Raw genomic sequence first — 17,389 nt, 5'->3', positions numbered from 1 at the left:
CAACCTCCCAAAGCTTTCAGGCTTCGATAAAACTCAGGAGCCGACTTTAAGCACAACCTTGCCGGTCGCTTTCCGCTCGGTCAAAGCCCCCAGCGCCTTTGCGTAATCCTCAAATTCGTAAACCGCACTGATCTTCGGATCAATCTTGCCTTCGGCATAGAGCTTCATCAGCTCCATCATGTTCTGGGCGCTGGCCTCCGGCTCGCGCTGGGTAAAGCTGCCCCAGAAGACGCCGACCACTGAACAACCCTTCAGAAGAGTCAAATTTGCCGGAATTTTCGGAATGTCGCCGGCGGCGAAGCCGATGATCAGGTGGCGGCCATTCCAGCCCATGGCACGAAGAGCCTGCTCGGTGAAGTCACCGCCGACGGGGTCGTAGATCACGTCCACGCCTTTGCTGTGAGTGAGTTTCTTGACTGCGTCTTTGAGAGGCTCCTCGGCGTAATTGATCAGCTCGTCGGCGCCGGCCTCCTTGGCAACAGCAAGCTTTTCGGCCGAACTCGCCGCCGCAATAACCTTGGCGCCCATCGCCTTTCCGAGCTCAACGGTGGCCAGGCCAACACCGCCGCTGGCACCAAGAACCAGAAGCGTCTCGCCAGGCTGGAGGTTGCCGCGCTGCTTCAGGGCGTAATAGGAGGTGCCGTAAACCATCGTGAAGGCGGCTGCCTTCTCATCAGACATGCCATCAGGAACAGGCAGGAGGTTCTGCTCCGGTACGATCACTTCTTCTGCAAAGGCGCCATAACCGGTGAGCCCTGCAACACGATCGCCCACTTTGAAACGGGTTACCTTGTCGCCAACCTCAATAACCTCACCCGCCATTTCACCGCCCGGGGAAAAAGGCAGACTCGGCTTCAACTGGTATTTGTTTTCAATAATGAGGGTATCCGGGAAATTCAGGCCGGCGGCTTTCACGCGCACTTTCACGCCGCGACCCTTCACCTCAGGACTTGGGACATCTTCGATAACCAGCGTCTCGGCCGGGCCGTATTCCTTGCAGAGGATGGCTTTCATGGACTCTCCGTTTTTGTTTGATCAGGTTCCAGGCGACACTCGCCTGTGATTGTTATCCGTCAAGCTAAACAGAGTCTTATCATGAAGCAAATAAAGTTCTTTTATCTAAACGCATAAACGGCGCTTATTTCGACTGCTATTACTTCAAAGCATGGAACCGCCAACCACCAGAGCCCCGACGAGAACCAGGCCCGCTGCAATCAGCCCCATCTTCATCCCGGAAGACAATACCTGAGGCGTTTCGCCCACTGATTTCCGATCGTGATGGTTAACCATATTCTGATCGTGGCTGGAATTGCGAATTAGCTCGATCATTTTTTCGCACTGATCGGAAGTGAAAGACGCCGGCTCAAAGGATTCGAGCCCCTGCTCGTCCAGAAACTTCCTGACGTCCCGGGACAGCGGCACGTATTTCATCGACCAGTTGCTGAAGGTCCGGCTTCCCAATGGCTCCTCAATCAAAGTCACGATGTTGCGATGGCGATCATCCTTCAAAATCCGGTCGTAGGTGCTTCTCACCGCGTTCTCTTCACCTTCCAGGTACTGAAAAAAACAGTTATTTCCGTAATAAAGGCCGCCAACCAACTGGTCTTTGGCATTGTTCTTACGGGAAGTCATCAGAATCCGTGCAACGTGGGGCTCAACACCCTTTTCCACCGGTTTGGCTTCGAACGTGGCTTCACTGGCATAGGCCAGGCGCATCAAGGACATAGAAACTCCGTACAACGGGATAAAGGTAAGTTGGATACAAGATACGCCCGAAACTGTCGTCATGGATCACAGTTCAGAGGTTTCCGGGAGCCACCAGAGGACTCTTGAAGGTGAAAGGCAAGGTCTTTTCGGCTATCCTGCGCGCTCAGAGTGGCCATGCCTGCCCAACCCTTGGCTCTACCTAGGGATCCATCATGCTAGACATCATCTACATACTTGAAATGATTGGGATCGTTGCTTTTGCGGTTTCCGGCATGATCGTCGCACGTTCCAAAAATATGGATCCTGTGGGCGTATTTACCATCGGATTTATCACGGCCCTGGGTGGCGGAACCCTGCGGGACCTGATCATGGATAATCACCCCCTTTACTGGATCAGGCATGAGGAACAACCCATGCTTATTCTCGCCATGGCCGTTATCTTCAGCTACTGGCAGCGGGCCGAGCGGCTGAGGGAATCACGAATCGTGTTTCCGGACGCCATCGGACTCGGGGTTTTTTCCATTCTTGGCGCCCAACTGGCGCTCGACCTGGGGCACTCGTGGTTTATCGCCTCACTGCTCGGAGTCATGACCGGTACCTTTGGCGGCGCACTGCGGGATACGTTGTGCAACGAAGTGCCCTACATCTTCCGCAAGGACCAGATCTACGCGTCCATTTCCTTTGCCGGATGCTGGCTGTATTTCGTGTGTCAGTGGTTCCTGGATAATGAAGTCCTGCCTCTGACCCTTGGCCTGCTTTTTATCGTGACTATGCGCATGCTGGCCGTAAGGTTTGATATCCGGCTGCAGCGGGATCCACACAGCAACTAGCGCCACCGTCAGTTTGACGAACTGTCAATCATCCCTTGGCCTGAGACGGATGAGCCGGTAATATTGCCGTTTTTTCACGCAATTCACGATTTCCGCTCAGACCAGACTCTCAAACACTAACTTCCAGCATCCTGTGAGGCAGACACCCGTCATGCTTGAACGACTGTTCCAACTGCAGGCCCACGGCACCACTGTTCGTAAAGAAGTGGTTGCGGGCATTACCACCTTCCTGACCATGGCGTACATCATTGTGGTCAACCCGAGCATACTGTCATCCACCGGCATGGATTTCGGGGCTGTGTTCGTTGCTACCTGCCTTGCAGCCGTGATCGGCACTCTGATCATGGGGCTGTGGGCCAACTACCCGATCGCCCTGGCGCCAGGCATGGGGTTGAACGCCTTTTTCTCCTTCACAGTCGTTGGCAGTATGGGCTACAGCTGGCAGGTGGCACTGGGGGCTGTGTTCATCTCCGGCTTCCTGTTCTTCCTGCTCAGTATTTTCAAGGTCCGCGAATGGATCATAAACAGTATCCCCATGTCCCTGCGTTTTGGCATTTCCGCCGGCATCGGCTTTTTCCTGGCCCTGATTGCGCTTAAGAATGCCGGCATTGTAGTGGACCACCCGGCCACGCTCGTGGGCCTGGGCGAGGTAAAGGTTGCAGAGAGCCTGCTGTTCTTTGGCGGCTTCGTGCTGATCTGCGCGTTGTCTTTCCGCCAGGTGACCGGTGCCGTCATGATTGGCATCATCGCGGTTACCGGCGTCGCCATGGCACTGGGGATGGTTGAGTACAAGGGCCTGGTTTCCGCTCCGCCCAGCCTCGCGCCCACGTTCATGCAGCTGGACCTGGCTGGCGCCCTGAACATAGGCATGATCAGCGTGATCTTTGCCTTCCTGTTCGTCGACTTGTTCGATACCTCCGGCACACTCATCGGCGCTGCCCAGCGCGGTGGCCTGCTCGACAAAGACGGCAAGCTGCCGCGCCTGGGCCGCGCCCTGATGTCGGATTCTGTTGCCACTATGTCCGGTGCTGCCCTCGGCACCTCGACCACCACCAGCTACATCGAATCCACCGCGGGCATTTCCGCCGGCGGCCGAACCGGCCTGACGGCTGTGGTTGTTGCCGCACTGTTCCTGGCGTGCCTGCTGCTTTCACCCCTTGCCAGCATTATTCCTGCCTACGCCACCGCTCCGGCACTGCTTTACGTTGCAGTTCTGATGGCCAGCGGCCTCAAATTGATTGACTGGGATGACGTAACCGACGCAGCCCCGGCTGTGGTCACCGCCCTGATGATGCCGCTCACCTTCTCCATCGCGAACGGCATCGCGCTCGGGTTCATCACCTACGCCATCCTGAAGGCACTCAGTGGCCGCTGGGCGGATCTGAACGCCAGCGTTGTTATCATTGCTGTTGTCTTTGTTCTGAAATTCATTTTCCTGGATGCAGCCTGATCCGCATCCATAGCATTAACCGGAACGTTTATGGATTATTTTTCTGAGAGCATCAAAAAGGCTATTCGCACCGTCCCTGACTGGCCAAAGCCCGGCGTGTCCTTTCGTGATATCACCACGGTACTGCAGGACAAAACCGCCTTCCGGAAGCTGATTGATGCCTTCGTACACCGCTATCACGGCCACAAGATTGATGCCGTGGCAGCGGTGGATGCCCGCGGCTTCATCATCGGCTCGGCCCTGGCCTATGAGCTCAACGCGTCCCTGGTACTGGTCCGCAAGAAAGGCAAGCTGCCGTTCGATACGCTGGTTGAAGACTACGAGCTTGAATACGGCACTGCCTCCGTTGAGCTGCACAAGGATGCCTTCAAGCCGGGCGATAAAGTGGTCCTGGTGGACGACCTGATTGCCACCGGTGGCACTATGCTGGCGGCTACCCGCCTGATCCGCAGGATCGGAGCGGAGATTGTGGAAGTGGCAGCCATGATCGACCTTCCGGATCTCGGTGGCTCGCGCAAGCTGCAGGACGAAGGTCTTCAGGTTTATACTGTCTGCTCGTTTGAAGGGGAATAGCCAACAGCAAACAGGAGGCGACCATGCCGGATTACCAACACCACTGGAAAGACGGCACCCCGGTTCATCTTCCGCTCGGGAAAATCGTCTGCATTGGTCGCAATTACGCAGAGCATGCCCGGGAACTTAACAACCCGGTGCCGGATGAACCTCTACTGTTCATCAAGCCCGCAACCTCGGCCGTGCATATCACCCGCCCCCTGGATTTCCCGAGAAACCAGGGCGAGGTTCACTTCGAGACAGAACTGGCGGTTCTGATCGGCCGCCCCCTGACCCGGGCTTCAGCCAGCGAGGCCGAATCCGCCATACTCGGCTACGGCCTTGCACTGGACCTGACCCTGCGGGAGCTGCAAAGCAAGCTCAAGGATAAAGGCCAGCCCTGGGAACGGGCCAAGGGCTTCGATGGCGCGTGCCCGCTGTCGCCATTTGTCTCAGCTGAGAAGTTTTCCGGTGCGCCCATCCACTTCACACTGGACATCGATGGTAACCGCCAGCAAACCGGCGATACCGGCGATATGCTCAACCCCATTGTGCCCCTGATCGTCCACATCAGCAGCCAGTTCACATTGCTGCCGGGCGATGTGGTGCTGACGGGCACGCCCAAAGGCGTTGGCCCACTGATTTCTCGCCAGACCCTGTCGCTTGAACTGGAAGACCTGCTGTTCGTGGAGACCAAAGTGGTTTAACGTGCAGGGCCGGCTAAACCCAAATCCGGTCAAAGGCGTACATCTGTTTATGGCAAAGAAACCGGTAACCTCCCGACGTGGTCGCTTCTTCAAACTCGCTGGCATGACGGCCTCTGTGGCAGGTCAGTACGCCGGTCAGCGCGCGCGTCGACTATTCCGCTCAGAAAATGACGAGGGCGCCCAGAGCGAAAGCTATACCCGCATGGCCGACCAGATTGCCGATACCCTCGGCGAACTGAAAGGGGCGGTCATGAAGGTTGGGCAGATCGCTTCCCAGACCCAGGATTTCCTGCCCAAGGAATTCTCGGACGCGCTGGAGAAACTCCAAAAAGAAGCGCCGCCCATGCCGTTCGAGGTCATTGTGGGGCAGATCGAATCGGAACTGGGCAAACCGGTCTCCGAGCTTTTTGAGTACCTGCAGGAGACGCCCTACGCAGCGGCCTCCATCGGCCAGGTGCATCGCGCCCGGCTTCACGATGGCACAGATGTTATTGTGAAAATTCAGTACCCTGGCGTTGACGAATCCTGCGATTCGGATCTCAAGCAGTTGCGCATGGCTCTGAGACTGGGCGGCCTGCTGAAAATGCCCAGGGAATCCGTCGACCGGCTGTTCGCTGAAATTCGGGAGAGGCTCAAGGAAGAACTCGATTATGAGAACGAAGCCAGAAACATCGAGCTATTCCGGGAGTTCCACAAGGATCAGCCCTGGGTTCTCATCCCTGAAGTAGCGAGTAGCCATTCAACCCGCCGGGTTCTGACCATGGAGCTGGTTGAGGGCGATCACGTCAGCAAGGTCACGAAAGCGCAGTACGACCAGGATACAATTAACCTGATCGGCCACCGGATCTTCACCCTGATGGCGGACCAGCTTTTTCGATTCCAGTGCATCCATGGTGACCCCCATGCCGGCAACTTCGCCTATCGGCCGGATGGTTCCATTATCATGTACGACTTCGGCTGCGTGAAAAAACTCAAACCGGAGATCATCGAAGCCTACCGGAATGCCCTGGTTTCAGCACTGGAGGAGGATTACGAAGCGCTGGATCGGCACCTGATCGACCTGGGCGCAAGGGTCGGCAGCCAGCCTGCCGTGGATGAAGCCTACTACGCCATGTGGCGGGATATTCTGGTGGTACCCTTCGAACAGCGTGATGTGCCCTACGACTTTGCCGAGGCCGACATCCACAAACGCGTGGCAGAGAAAACCAGCACCGTTTTCAAATACCTGGATTACTTCAAGCCACCGGTGGAAAGCATCTTTATAGACCGGATGATTGCCGGACACTACTGGATGCTGAAGCGGTTGGGCGTTCAGGCGGCGTTTCGGGAAGAGCTGGAAAGTTACCTTCAGATTTCTGAGCGCGCTGGCGCCGAGAGTTAGCGGAGACTACTCACCCACTCGGCCATCCCCTCACTGGCGCCCTTACGTATGATCCGAGCCCGGGATACCGAAGCGGGGGCGCCCGGATCAATTACCGTAATGGGTACGTCCCTGTCCACTTCGTACACCAGCCCGGCCGCCGGGTATACCTGCAGAGACGTTCCCACGATCAGCAGATGATCGGCCGTACGGACAACTTCGGCGGCCTTCTCCAGCATGGGCACTTCCTCGCCAAACCAGACAATGTGGGGGCGAAGCTGGGCGCCGCGGTCGCAGGTGTCACCCGGATTGATATCGCGGTAACCAATCTCGTAAACGAGCTCTGGATACTTTGAACTACGTGCCTTGGTAAGCTCCCCGTGGAGATGAATCACGTTGCTGGCTCCACCTCGTTCATGCAGATCGTCCACGTTCTGGGTGACAACCGTCACCCGGTAGCGCTGCTCGAGTTGCGCCAGCAGGCAGTGAGCCTGGTTGGGCTGGGCAGATGCCAGCTGGCGCCTGCGGTCGTTGTAGAACCGCAACACCAGCTCCTGATTCCGGGCAAATGCCTCGGGCGTGGCCACATCGTAAACACTGTGCTGCTCCCACAACCCGCCATTGTCACGGAAAGTGGAGAGGCCGCTCTCGGCGCTGATACCAGCGCCTGTCAGTACAACGATGTGGTCCTGCATCAGTCGAAAATCTTGCCGGGGTTCATGATTCCGTTGGGATCGAATACCTGCTTGATCCCTCTCAGGTAGGCGATTTCCGCCTCGCTGCGCGTGTACTTCAGATAAGGCTTCTTGGTCATGCCCACGCCGTGCTCTGCCGAGACACTGCCCTGATAGCGCTCGACTATTTCGAACACCCATTTGTTGACCTGCTGGCACTTCTCGAAGAAATCCTCGTTGGCCATATCTTCCGGCTTGAGGATGTTGAGGTGCAGGTTGCCATCACCGATATGGCCGAACCAGATAATCTCGAAGTCCGGATAATGCTCGGTGACAACCGCGTCGATTTCCTGCAGAAAGCCCGGCACCTTGGACACGACCACGGAAATGTCATTCTTGTAGGGCGTGCGGGGCGCGATGGATTCGGAAATGCGCTCGCGCAGTTGCCACAGGTTCTGGGCCTGAGTTTCGCTCTGGCTAATCACGCCATCCAGCACCCAACCGTTCTCCACGCATTGCTCAAAGAGGGCCATGGCATCGTCCATCACCTGATCGGAGACAGCTTCGAACTCCAGCAGCGCGTAGTACGGCGCCTCGGTTTCAAACGGCGCCTGCACCTGGCCATGGGCCAGCACATGCCCCATGGCCTGATGGGAGAAGAACTCATAGGCGGTGAGGTCGATCTTTTTCTGGAAGGTCTGCAGTACGTCCATGGTGTTGGTCAGGTCGTTCAGACCCAAAACCAGTACCGTCAGGTTATCCGGCTTACGGGACAGCTTCATGGTAGCTTCCGTGATAAAGCCCAACGTGCCCTCCGCGCCGATAAACAGATGGCGCAAATCATAACCGGTGTTGTTTTTCTCCAGATCTTTGTTCAGATCCAGGATATCGCCCTTACCGGTCACGACCTTGAGACCAGCAACCCAGTCCCGGCTCATGCCGTAGCGAATTACCTTGATACCGCCAGCGTTGGTAGACAGATTACCCCCGAGCTGGCTGGAACCGGCGGAGGCAAAATCTACCGGGTAATAGAGACCGTTCTCCTCGGCTGCATTTTGCAACTGTTCCGTCACAACGCCAGCCTGGCAACGAACCGTGCGGTCACTGGCGTTGAAATCCAGGATCTGGTTCATGTTGTCAAACGCCACAACCACTTCCCCGTTGGCAGCCACCGCACCGGCGCTCAGACCTGTGCGACCGCCAGAGGGCACCAGCGCCACCTGATTCTCGTTGGCGAACCTTACCAGCGCCTGAACCTGCTCCGTGGTCTTGGGTAACGCGATCGCCAGGGGCTTGGGTGGGTAGATCTTGGTCCAGTCCTTGCCATAAGTGTCCAGATCCGCCGGGTCGGTCAGCACCTTGCCGGGCGCATCGCCGGTGGCCATCAGGTCTTTGAGAGAAGCAATGATCTGTTCAGAATTCATGGATTTTTCGGTCTCGTCAGGTTTGGGCCGGAGCTTCCTGCAACAGGAATCACAGACAGTTGATTCAGGCAAACCGGCGCGCTGTGAAAATCTTTGTTTATGGTATCATACCGCCCCTGTTCTGTGAGCCAGCCCCGACGATCACTGGCCACGGGTCATTTCACGTGACGAAAGGTTCGGAAGCAAGCCCATGTCAAATACGTCTCTTGAGAAGAGCAAAATCCGTATCCTGCTGCTGGAAGGCGTGCATCAATCTGCCATTGATACCCTGAACGCTGCGGGCTATACCAACATCGAGTATCTGTCTCACTCGCTGGCCGAGGAAGAGCTGATCGAGAAGATTGCCGATGCGCACTTCGTCGGCATCCGTTCCCGCACCCAGTTGACCGAGAAAGTATTTGAAGCCGCCAAGAAACTGGTGGCCGTGGGCTGTTTCTGTATTGGCACCAACCAGGTGGATCTGCAGGCAGCCACCCGGCGCGGCATTGCCGTCTTCAACGCTCCCTTCTCCAACACCCGGAGCGTCGCGGAACTGGTTCTTGCCCAGGCCATCCTGCTCCTGCGCGGTGTCCCGGAGAAAAACGCCAAGGCCCATCGCGGCGAATGGCTGAAGTCCGCCAAAGACAGCTACGAAATCCGTGGCAAGAAACTTGGCATCATCGGTTACGGCAACATCGGCACCCAGTTCAGCGTCCTGGCCGAGGGTCTGGGCATGGATGTGTATTTCTACGATGTGGTCTCCAAGCTGTCGATCGGCAACGCCACCCAGGTGGGTACTCTTCAGGAGCTGCTTAACATTGCCGATGTGGTCAGCCTGCACGTGCCGGAAACACCGGCGACCAAGTACATGTTCAAGGCTGAGCAGTTCGCCCAGATGAAACCCGGCAGCATTCTGATGAATGCCTCGCGCGGCACCGTGGTAGACATTGACGCCCTCGCCGAGGCTTTGGCGAGCGGTAAGCTGCTGGGTGCAGCCATTGACGTTTTCCCGGTTGAACCCAAGTCCAACGACGAGGAGTTTGTGTCTCCTTTGCGGGAATTCGACAACGTGATCCTGACCCCGCACGTGGGCGGCTCCACCATCGAAGCCCAGGAAAACATCGGCCGGGAAGTCGCGGAAAAGCTGGCCATGTACAGCGACAACGGCACTTCAGTCTCTTCTGTGAACTTCCCGGAAGTGGCATTGCCGTCACACCCCAACCAGCACCGTCTGCTACATATCCACGAAAACGTGCCTGGCGTGATGTCAGAGATCAACCAAGTGTTCTCCGAGAATGGCATCAACGTTTGTGGCCAGTACCTGCAGACCAAGGAAGACATCGGCTACGTGGTGGTGGATGTCGACAAGGCCTACGGCGAGCTGGCACTTGAGAAACTGCTCAAAGTGAAAGGAACGATTCGCTGCCGCGTCCTGTTCTGATTCACGGGCTGGAACAAAAAAACCGGAGCATTTGCTCCGGTTTTTTTATGACTGCGAATGCCTCGCTTACTGCATGGGCACCAGCGTCAGCTCGACTCGACGGTTCTGCTCGCGGCCGGCCGAGGTATCGTTGGACGCCACCGGATAACGCTCACCGTAGCCAACAGCGCGGGTACGCTTGGGCTCAATTCCCTGGTTCAGCAGAAAGTCACGAACAGAGGAAGCGCGACGCTCACTGAGCAGCTGGTTGTAGCTGTCTGAGCCGGAGCTGTCGGTATGACCCTCGATCTGGATAATGGTCTTGTCATACTCCTTCAGAACCAGAGCCACAGATTCCAGTGTTCCGCTGAATGACGGCTTGATGCTCGATTCATTCAGGTCAAAGGTGATATTGCCTGGCATCACCAGCTCAATCTCATCGCCATTACGAACCACGCGGACACCGGTGCCTTCCAGCTTGCGACGCAGTTCGGCTTCCTGCTTGTCCATGTAATAACCAATGCCGCCGCCAATGGCCGCACCACTGGCCGCGCCAATCAGTGCGCCTTTACCACGATCACTCTTGCTGGAGGTTGCCGCACCAACGGCAGCGCCACCAATGGCGCCAATGATACTGCCTTTGGTCGCACTGGAGGTTTTCTCCTCGCCGGTGTATGGGTCATAGGTCATACAACCGCCGAGACCAAGAGTGGCCACTGCAAACGCAAGTATTGTCTTTTTCACTACTATCTCCTGTGCTTGATATTCCTGACAGAGACCTCTAGCGGGTCTGTGATGTCGAGGTCGTGAATGAATCAATGATGGTATTGAATACGGTTGCCTGCAAATCCTGAGCTTCGTTCACAAGATGATGACGTCCGTCAGGGATTTTCAGTTCCTCCACAGAGGAAAATTTATTCCGGATAATGCGCAAATTGTGTTGCCAATCGACTGTCAGATCCTTCTCACCTTGCACTACGGTCACGGGAAAGTCGACAGGCCTGGCTGATTCGATATGGGGCACCCATTTCCGCAGCGCGCTTACCCAATCCACATGCACCGCACGTGCCTGGAGCGGATCGTGTTCCCGCAGAAATTGCAGAAAGCGAGTGTTACCGCTGTTTTCCGCAAACACCCGGCGCCATCGGGAAATAAAGGGTTTCGCCATGCTATGGAGCACCTTTGCCCCCAACCAGCCCGCGGGTCTTACCAGGGGTGCCAGAAGCACTACTTTCCGGAAGTCGGAGGTCTGCTGGTTGTGCTGATTGGACAACAGGTAGTCGATCAGGATCGCACCACCGGTACTCTGACCGACCGCAAACCAGGGCTGACGCACCTTTTCTCTGACCTGAGCCATCACGTCTGCCAGAACCCCCTGGTACTCCAGAAAACTGCCAATGGCCGCCGGTGTGCCGCTGGAAAGACCATGCCCCGGCTGATCGTAAGCCAGCACATCAAAACCAGCCCCCAGACAGCGATCAATTAACTGGCTATACAATCCGACATGATCGAAGTAGCCGTGCAGAATGAACACGGTACCTCGCTCAGCTGCCTGCTCCGGCAACCGGAAATAGTGCACCATAACCTCGTGATCACACGCTTTGACGTAACCCTGATGATAAGCAACGTCCGGATGTTCCACCCAGAGATCCAGCCCGTAAAAGCGGCAATAGGCCACCATTTCATTACTGAGATCCCGCGAGCCGGCCGGGTCGAACGGTTCGAGTCTGTCGAGGAGCGAGTGCCTGTCCCAGTTCGGTATTTCTATGGTATCTGTTTTCCAGTACACGTAGAGTTAAACGCCTGTCATGAATGAGTTATAAGTTTTGGGCTTTCAATCCTAACCCATAGCGGGCCTAACCCATAGCAGGGGAAAGACGGAGATGTTGCAGTACCTTCTGGAAAGTACATTGCGCCAGACCATGAAACGACTTGTCAGGCCGTTCCTCAATCCGGCGGTACCGGTTCCACTTCAGCGACGCATTGTCCGCCAGGCTTACCGGAGTTCGATGCCGCCTCGGGGGGCTAGGTTCGAGAACACCACGGTGGGCGGCATTCCCGCCACAAGGACCGGCTTCGGCAACAATCCCCACGGCGCTGTCCTCTATCTGCACGGCGGTGGCTATATCATCGGTTCCTCCAGCACCCACCGGGGCATAACCGGGCACCTGGCCAAAGCCAGCGGCTGCACCATCGTTACGCCCGATTACCGGCTGGCGCCCGAATTCCCGTTTCCCGCCGCTCTGGATGACGCCGAAGCCTGCTGGAACGGACTGCTGGAAGAGGGCTTCAAACCAGAGCAGATTGCTGTCGCCGGCGATTCCGCCGGAGGGGGCCTCGCCGTTACCCTTGCCATGCGGCTACGCGACAAGAATCACCCGCTTCCGGCATCGCTCACGGTGTTCTCACCCTGGGTAGACCTTACTCAGGAGCAGCTCTACGCGCCGGAATGTGAACCGGTACTCCAGGCCACCTGGACCAGCAAAGCCGCCAAGCTCTATGCAGGCCAGGAGTCTCTGACCAATCCGCTGATCTCACCGCTATTCGGGGATCTGAGCGGCCTGCCACCCTTGCTGATCCAGGTGGGCAGCCAGGAAATTCTGCTCAATGATGCCGAACGGCTGGCCGAGGCTGCAAACCGGCATGATGTGGAAACCCGGCTCGAGATTTTTAACAGCCTTTGGCACGTTTTTCAGGTGCATAGCGGTCAACTGGACCGGGCAACCGCCGCAATGGAAACCGCCGGCGAACACATCAAACGTCATCTGGCAGGCTGAGCTCGCCCCGGGCAAGGGCTTCTTTTCTGGGCCGGGCCCACTGTTTAATGTGCCACTCCAGCCGTGAAGCCCGGCTTCTATCCCCAGCCTCTGCGCTGAACACAAGCTCCAGTGGCCCCTTGCCCCTCAGACTGCGCGCCCCCCTGGGAGCACCCGACTGATGTTCGTTGAAACGCCTTTCAACGTCAGTGGTTATTCCGGTGTAGAGCGCCCCCTTGGCGGTTCGCACCATGTAGACAAACCAGCTAGCTGCCAAGATTCAGGGCCTCTTCCCGATCCTTCACTTTTTTCTGCTGGATCCAGAGCCCCATCATGATCAGAACCAGCCCGATGTAGGTGGAGGGCAGGATATGCTCGCCCAGAATGAAGTAAATAAACACCAGTGAAAGGAACGGCGAGATGAAAATCAGGTTGCTGACCTTCGAGGTGTTCTCCGCTTTCTTCATGGCGTAGGACCAGAGCACAAACGCAATGCCCATTTCAAACACCCCAACATACACCGCAGCGGCGAGCGACGTGCCGGTGGCAAAGTTCAGGCCCTCCGTCCACCAGCAAATCAGCAGAATTACCGGCAGCCCACACAGAAAATTCAGAAACAGGCCAACCACAGGATCACGGGTATCCCGGGTGGCAATAATCCAGTAGGACGCCCAGACAACGGTGCTGCCAAGGGCCAGAGACACCCCGAGCGGATCCTCGAAACTCAGGGACGTCACGGCGCCGCGTGTGGCAATCACCACCACCCCGGCATAGCAGATCAGCCCGGCTACAATATCCAGTTTACGCAGCCGATGCCCCAGAAACGGTACCGACATGTAGGCCAGCACCAGGGCCCAGGTGTAGTTCAGCGGTTGCGCTTCCTGGGCCGGCAGCCTGTCAAAAGCGCCAAATAACAAGAAATAATACAGACAGGGATTGATCAGCCCCATGCCAAAGGACTGTGCGTACTGTTTGCGACTGAGTGAAAACACCAGATGCCAGCGGCCCTGAAGCATCAGAATAATGGCCATCACAACCACCGACGCGCTGCAGGCAATCAGCAGCATCTGAACGGGAGCCAACTCCCTGAGGGAGAGTTTGAACGCGGTTGCCACAGTGGACCACAACAGCACCGTGCCAAGGCCGTATAGCATCGCCTGCTTCTGGTTCGTCATTCACGGCCTCCTGCCAGCCACGGGAACTTCATCGATTCTCTCCTTTAACCACTGGATCTTTTGGCCGACAGTGTAATCCAATAGAGCCCTGTTACCCACGGCAGCACCGCATTCTTGTGTTACCTTGTATACCAATATCAAACAAGGATTGAGAAAACTGGAGTCCCCGTTATGCCCACCACCCGTTTCAGGTTCTGGCCATTGAGCCTCGCATTGGCCATTGCACTGACCGGTTGCTCAGACAACCAGAATGACCGTGGGAACGAGACCTCAGAGGCACCGGAACCGCCTGAATACCCTGTTACATGGCGCTTCGCGCTGGAAGAAATCGAGGGCAGCGTTCAACACGCCTATGCCGAAGCACTGAAAGAGCGCATAGAAGAGCGCTCCGATGGCAAGATCGAAGTTGATATCTTTCCCTATGGCTCGCTGGGAACCTCGGCTCAGCTTACTGAATTGGTCCAGAATGGTTCGGTCAGCCTTGCCTTTGCCTCCCCCGGGCATCTTGCCAACACCATTCCGGAAGTCGGCGTTTTCACCATGCACTATATTCTGCCGGACGACGCTGAAGTCACCCGACAGGTTCTCGCGAGCCCGGAACTGCTCGATCTGTTTGAACAGCCGTACGCCCGGCAGAGCATGAAGCTGCTGGGCTTTGTGCCCGAAGGCTGGATGGCGTGGACCGCCAACAAAGCGCTTCGCACACCGGAAGACTTCGATGGGCAACGGATCCGCACCATGACATCCGATATGGCCGAAGAGGCCTTTCGAGCCTATGGTGCCGAACCAAGCCAGATCCCCTATTCTCAGGTCTATAGCGACCTTCAGCTCCGCAAGATCGATGGCCAGAGCAATCCGGTTTTCGCCATCGAGGAAATGGATTTCTACGAAGTCCAGAGCACTATGACGCTCGCCCGACCGGCCCAATTCGTTGCGTCCGTGGTTTCGAATCTTGACTGGTACGACGCGTTGCCGGAAAACCAGCAACAATGGCTCGATAATGGACTCAACGATGTTGCTCAGATTGCCTGGGAGACCCAGGCAGAGCTTAATCAGACCCGGCTGGAAAAAATGCTGGAGGAAGGACAACTGAAAGTCGTCCGCCTCACCGATGCAGAACGCGAGGCGTTCCGCCAAGCAAGCATGCCGGTGCGTGACATCTATCTGGAACACACCGGCGAGAGTGGGCAGCGTATTTTTGAGCGGTTACGCCAGTTGATTAAAGACACCGAAACCGGAAATCAGAGTTCAGCGGGTTCCGGCGACGGGGGCTGAGACAAAACTGACGCCTTCGGAGGCAAGCGCACTTGCTCCCTTTGCCGTCAGCTCGGAAATGAAGCGAAATTGATCCTTCAACTCGACCGGATAGGCCTTTAGCCGGTAACACATACCCCACGGCTTGTTGGAGACCACCACAACGACAGGACGAAACGTCCGGGTCAGAGGGCATGTGTAAGCCACATCCCGGAGAACGCTCATAACCCGGCTGACATCGTGATGGGGCTCAAGATTGAACTCCGCCACACACATCAGGTTGTCAGTACCGTCGTTGGCATTGGCAATCAGCGAAGCCCAGAGTTTGCTGTGGGGTATTACCACCACGGTGTCATCGGGCGTGACCAGCTCGGCAGCCCTGGTGCCAATCGAGCGTACCTCCCCGTATTGGCCGTCCACTTCGATCCAGTCCCCCGGGCGATAAGGCATTTCGTAGAGGGTTACAATGCCGGCAATCAGGCTGTTCGCGTAATCCTTGAAAGCAAACCCCAGGGCCAGTCCCAGCGCTCCGAAAATGGCGACCATGTTTTCAAACGAAGGCTCCACCAGTATCGGGACCACAATGATGATGGTCAGAACAATAATGACCAGCCGCAACAAAGGCACCGACGCCAGGATATAAAACCGGGGTTTGCCCCCGAGTTTACCTGCGATTCGCGGGAACAGCTTCTGGATGGCGATGGTCAGGCCCGTTGCCAGCAGCACAACCATTAATGATTCCAGCAAGGCTTGGGAAGTAATCGCTGAGAACGCCTCTCGAATGCCGAGATCACCCATGGCTCATCTCCTAAAATGTGTCGACCGGGAAGCCCCAGCTCTGCAAGTGCCGACGGATCGAAGGGTATCCATGTGCAGTAACCCTCCAGCAAGCATCAGATGCCTCATACTCAATGAGCTCTGATCGCGCCAGCCGCGCCAGAACAAATCCCATCTCATACTCCGCGACGCCGGTTACCAGCTGCAAATCAGAACTGTCCAGGCCATCGTGCAGAAGCAAGGCATGCAAAAGCAGGCCAATGTTATCGCCCTGGCTCTGGGGTACCGTCGGAAGCCCTAATTTATCAAAAGGGACAACCCAAACCTTGGCGACTGCGCCATTTTCACCGGAAACCTCGCCAGACTCTTTGGTGTCTGCATCTTCTTCGGGTCTGGCTCTGAGTGCGCGCCGCCAGATCGACAGCGCAACGCCCGGATTTCCCCTCGCAACGGAGGCGAGATCCCGGAGAAAGCCGCTATGTTTGCGTTTTTGCCCATCACTCTCATCCGCCATCGGCAAAACCCATAAACCATCGTCTGCCATTCGGGCAGTGATTGACTGATTGCTATCACCGGCAGCAAGGGATTCGAACCATTCACCAAGATCCACTGCCGCCATCGGCGACGGTGTCATCGGCGAAAAGTGCGCATCCTTGAAGTAAGAGGACCAGAATTGCCAGCACCAGCTCGAGCAACCAATAACGCCAGGAGCAAGACCTCCGGCGGCAACCCGACGGAGTAATTCCCGAACCAGAGCCAGGCCGGAAAGATGGCGCAACCAGAAATCAGCCAGTTCGGAAACCACCCACGGCCTGGAAAGATCCTGCTTGTCCCACCACTCCCGGGCCCCGCGGTCATCGAGAAGCAGGTTCTTGGGAGGCAGGATCAGCGACCACCGGTCTGCCTCGCCTTCTCGCTGCGGTTCACGTTCGGGAAAACACTCCAGGGCAGAACGAATACCCGAGAACGGTGGAGCCACCAGTAAACTAACTCTCTTGCCGGAGTCGTGGCTGGGCTCTGTCTCTTCAAGGGCTCTTGAGAGGGTATCCGCGAGCGCGCGGAGGTCGGGTCGAGGTGCAAAGGATTCAAGCTTGGCTGTTGACAGTTCAGGAAGGTTATCGAGGCTTTCAAACACCTCCTTTTCTGCCACTACACCCGCACGAATCTGAGCGAGGGCATGGCGCAAGGCATCTTTCAGCGAACGTCTTACGGATGTTTCAGGCACTTTCCATTGCTCAACAGGGATCAGACCTCCCGGCATACACGTGGGTTCTGCCTCGTTTGCTGGCTTATCCTTCAACCTCATCGCTCCATTGCGTGCTGT

Annotated in this window: 18 protein-coding genes; 8 read left to right on the top strand and 10 right to left on the bottom strand. The window is 56.7% G+C overall.

What is annotated here, in order from left to right:
- Window positions 1-33 precede the first annotated feature (33 nt).
- Window positions 34-1,014 carry an NADPH:quinone oxidoreductase family protein gene (locus FMN52_RS15230; protein WP_148609418.1) on the bottom strand — a complete coding sequence of 327 codons (981 nt, stop codon included), beginning with the start codon at window positions 1,012-1,014 and terminating at the stop codon, window positions 34-36.
- A 144-nt stretch (window positions 1,015-1,158) separates the two neighbouring features.
- A complete protein-coding gene (locus FMN52_RS15225; RefSeq protein ID WP_148609417.1) occupies window positions 1,159-1,725 on the bottom strand; it encodes a BLUF domain-containing protein in 567 nt (188 codons plus the stop codon).
- Between the two features lie 194 nt (window positions 1,726-1,919).
- On the opposite strand from FMN52_RS15225, the gene FMN52_RS15220 reads away from it, so the two are divergent.
- The 5 genes from FMN52_RS15220 to FMN52_RS15200 all read left to right on the top strand — a co-directional run bounded on the left by FMN52_RS15220 (window position 1,920) and on the right by FMN52_RS15200 (window position 6,627).
- Window positions 1,920-2,537: a trimeric intracellular cation channel family protein gene (locus FMN52_RS15220; protein WP_148609416.1), complete on the top strand. Its 618-nt coding sequence runs from the start codon at window positions 1,920-1,922 to the stop codon at window positions 2,535-2,537.
- Between the two features lie 151 nt (window positions 2,538-2,688).
- Window positions 2,689-3,987 carry an NCS2 family permease gene (locus FMN52_RS15215; RefSeq protein ID WP_148609415.1) on the top strand — a complete coding sequence of 433 codons (1,299 nt, stop codon included), beginning with the start codon at window positions 2,689-2,691 and terminating at the stop codon, window positions 3,985-3,987.
- 30 nt (window positions 3,988-4,017) lie between these two features.
- Entirely contained in the window at window positions 4,018-4,560 is a 543-nt protein-coding gene (locus tag FMN52_RS15210) for an adenine phosphoribosyltransferase (protein WP_148609414.1), read from the top strand.
- A gap of 23 nt (window positions 4,561-4,583) precedes the next feature.
- A complete protein-coding gene (locus FMN52_RS15205) occupies window positions 4,584-5,246 on the top strand; it encodes a fumarylacetoacetate hydrolase family protein (protein WP_148609413.1) in 663 nt (220 codons plus the stop codon).
- 49 nt (window positions 5,247-5,295) lie between these two features.
- Window positions 5,296-6,627 (top strand): AarF/ABC1/UbiB kinase family protein, encoded by a 1,332-nt coding sequence (locus FMN52_RS15200; RefSeq protein WP_148609412.1) that lies wholly within the window; start codon window positions 5,296-5,298, stop codon window positions 6,625-6,627.
- Here FMN52_RS15200 and FMN52_RS15195 read toward each other — a convergent pair.
- Window positions 6,624-7,301 carry a Sir2 family NAD-dependent protein deacetylase gene (locus tag FMN52_RS15195; protein WP_148609411.1) on the bottom strand — a complete coding sequence of 226 codons (678 nt, stop codon included), beginning with the start codon at window positions 7,299-7,301 and terminating at the stop codon, window positions 6,624-6,626. The two genes, FMN52_RS15200 and FMN52_RS15195, sit on opposite strands and share 4 nt — an antisense overlap.
- Window positions 7,301-8,704: an FAD-binding oxidoreductase gene (locus FMN52_RS15190; protein WP_148609410.1), complete on the bottom strand. Its 1,404-nt coding sequence runs from the start codon at window positions 8,702-8,704 to the stop codon at window positions 7,301-7,303. The genes FMN52_RS15195 and FMN52_RS15190 overlap by 1 nt, the downstream gene beginning before the upstream one ends.
- 190 nt (window positions 8,705-8,894) lie before the next feature.
- Here FMN52_RS15190 and serA point away from each other — a divergent pair, with 190 nt between their 5' ends.
- On the top strand, window positions 8,895-10,124 hold the full coding sequence (gene serA, locus FMN52_RS15185) for a phosphoglycerate dehydrogenase (protein ID WP_148609409.1): 1,230 nt from the start codon (window positions 8,895-8,897) through the stop codon (window positions 10,122-10,124).
- Between the two features lie 66 nt (window positions 10,125-10,190).
- On the opposite strand, the gene FMN52_RS15180 is transcribed toward serA, so the two are convergent.
- Entirely contained in the window at window positions 10,191-10,847 is a 657-nt protein-coding gene (locus FMN52_RS15180) for an OmpA family protein (protein ID WP_148609408.1), read from the bottom strand.
- Window positions 10,848-10,884: 37 nt separating this feature from the next.
- Entirely contained in the window at window positions 10,885-11,892 is a 1,008-nt protein-coding gene (locus tag FMN52_RS15175) for an alpha/beta hydrolase (protein ID WP_148609407.1), read from the bottom strand.
- A gap of 94 nt (window positions 11,893-11,986) precedes the next feature.
- On the opposite strand from FMN52_RS15175, the gene FMN52_RS15170 reads away from it, so the two are divergent.
- Window positions 11,987-12,880, top strand: coding sequence for an alpha/beta hydrolase (locus tag FMN52_RS15170; RefSeq protein ID WP_148609406.1), 894 nt, complete (start codon window positions 11,987-11,989; stop codon window positions 12,878-12,880).
- Here FMN52_RS15170 and FMN52_RS15165 read toward each other — a convergent pair.
- Both FMN52_RS15165 and FMN52_RS15160 read right to left on the bottom strand, forming a co-directional pair.
- Window positions 12,858-13,136, bottom strand: coding sequence for a GIY-YIG nuclease family protein (locus FMN52_RS15165; RefSeq protein ID WP_275898193.1), 279 nt, complete (start codon window positions 13,134-13,136; stop codon window positions 12,858-12,860). The genes FMN52_RS15170 and FMN52_RS15165 overlap by 23 nt on opposite strands.
- Window positions 13,126-14,034: a DMT family transporter gene (locus FMN52_RS15160; RefSeq protein ID WP_148609405.1), complete on the bottom strand. Its 909-nt coding sequence runs from the start codon at window positions 14,032-14,034 to the stop codon at window positions 13,126-13,128. Before FMN52_RS15160 ends, FMN52_RS15165 begins: the two co-directional genes overlap by 11 nt.
- A 171-nt stretch (window positions 14,035-14,205) precedes the next feature.
- On the opposite strand from FMN52_RS15160, the gene dctP reads away from it, so the two are divergent.
- A complete protein-coding gene (dctP, locus tag FMN52_RS15155) occupies window positions 14,206-15,309 on the top strand; it encodes a TRAP transporter substrate-binding protein DctP (protein ID WP_148609404.1) in 1,104 nt (367 codons plus the stop codon).
- On the opposite strand, the gene FMN52_RS15150 is transcribed toward dctP, so the two are convergent.
- Both FMN52_RS15150 and FMN52_RS15145 read right to left on the bottom strand, forming a co-directional pair.
- Window positions 15,283-16,086 carry a mechanosensitive ion channel domain-containing protein gene (locus FMN52_RS15150; protein ID WP_148609403.1) on the bottom strand — a complete coding sequence of 268 codons (804 nt, stop codon included), beginning with the start codon at window positions 16,084-16,086 and terminating at the stop codon, window positions 15,283-15,285. The genes dctP and FMN52_RS15150 overlap by 27 nt on opposite strands.
- Before the next feature lie 10 nt (window positions 16,087-16,096).
- The gene (locus FMN52_RS15145) at window positions 16,097-17,371 is read right to left on the bottom strand and encodes a hypothetical protein (RefSeq protein ID WP_240339495.1); all 1,275 of its coding nucleotides are present in this window, start codon (window positions 17,369-17,371) and stop codon (window positions 16,097-16,099) included.
- Window positions 17,372-17,389: the final 18 nt, after the last annotated feature.

This window comes from Marinobacter sp. BW6, assembly GCF_008107725.1.
Taxonomy (GTDB): domain Bacteria; phylum Pseudomonadota; class Gammaproteobacteria; order Pseudomonadales; family Oleiphilaceae; genus Marinobacter.
This window is presented reverse-complemented; position numbering and strand designations above follow the sequence as displayed.

Excerpts from the sequence above, each read along its gene's own strand:
- FMN52_RS15230 (WP_148609418.1), bottom strand. The coding sequence starts at position 1,014 with ATGAAAGCCATCCTCTGCAAGGAATACGGCCCGGCCGAGACGCTGGTT.
- FMN52_RS15225 (WP_148609417.1), bottom strand. The coding sequence starts at position 1,725 with ATGTCCTTGATGCGCCTGGCCTATGCCAGTGAAGCCACGTTCGAAGCC.
- FMN52_RS15220 (WP_148609416.1), top strand. The coding sequence starts at position 1,920 with ATGCTAGACATCATCTACATACTTGAAATGATTGGGATCGTTGCTTTT.
- FMN52_RS15215 (WP_148609415.1), top strand. The coding sequence starts at position 2,689 with ATGCTTGAACGACTGTTCCAACTGCAGGCCCACGGCACCACTGTTCGT.
- FMN52_RS15210 (WP_148609414.1), top strand. The coding sequence starts at position 4,018 with ATGGATTATTTTTCTGAGAGCATCAAAAAGGCTATTCGCACCGTCCCT.
- FMN52_RS15205 (WP_148609413.1), top strand. The coding sequence starts at position 4,584 with ATGCCGGATTACCAACACCACTGGAAAGACGGCACCCCGGTTCATCTT.
- FMN52_RS15200 (WP_148609412.1), top strand. The coding sequence starts at position 5,296 with ATGGCAAAGAAACCGGTAACCTCCCGACGTGGTCGCTTCTTCAAACTC.
- FMN52_RS15195 (WP_148609411.1), bottom strand. The coding sequence starts at position 7,301 with ATGCAGGACCACATCGTTGTACTGACAGGCGCTGGTATCAGCGCCGAG.
- FMN52_RS15190 (WP_148609410.1), bottom strand. The coding sequence starts at position 8,704 with ATGAATTCTGAACAGATCATTGCTTCTCTCAAAGACCTGATGGCCACC.
- serA (WP_148609409.1), top strand. The coding sequence starts at position 8,895 with ATGTCAAATACGTCTCTTGAGAAGAGCAAAATCCGTATCCTGCTGCTG.
- FMN52_RS15170 (WP_148609406.1), top strand. The coding sequence starts at position 11,987 with ATGTTGCAGTACCTTCTGGAAAGTACATTGCGCCAGACCATGAAACGA.
- FMN52_RS15160 (WP_148609405.1), bottom strand. The coding sequence starts at position 14,034 with ATGACGAACCAGAAGCAGGCGATGCTATACGGCCTTGGCACGGTGCTG.
- dctP (WP_148609404.1), top strand. The coding sequence starts at position 14,206 with ATGCCCACCACCCGTTTCAGGTTCTGGCCATTGAGCCTCGCATTGGCC.
- FMN52_RS15150 (WP_148609403.1), bottom strand. The coding sequence starts at position 16,086 with ATGGGTGATCTCGGCATTCGAGAGGCGTTCTCAGCGATTACTTCCCAA.
- FMN52_RS15145 (WP_240339495.1), bottom strand. The coding sequence starts at position 17,371 with ATGAGGTTGAAGGATAAGCCAGCAAACGAGGCAGAACCCACGTGTATG.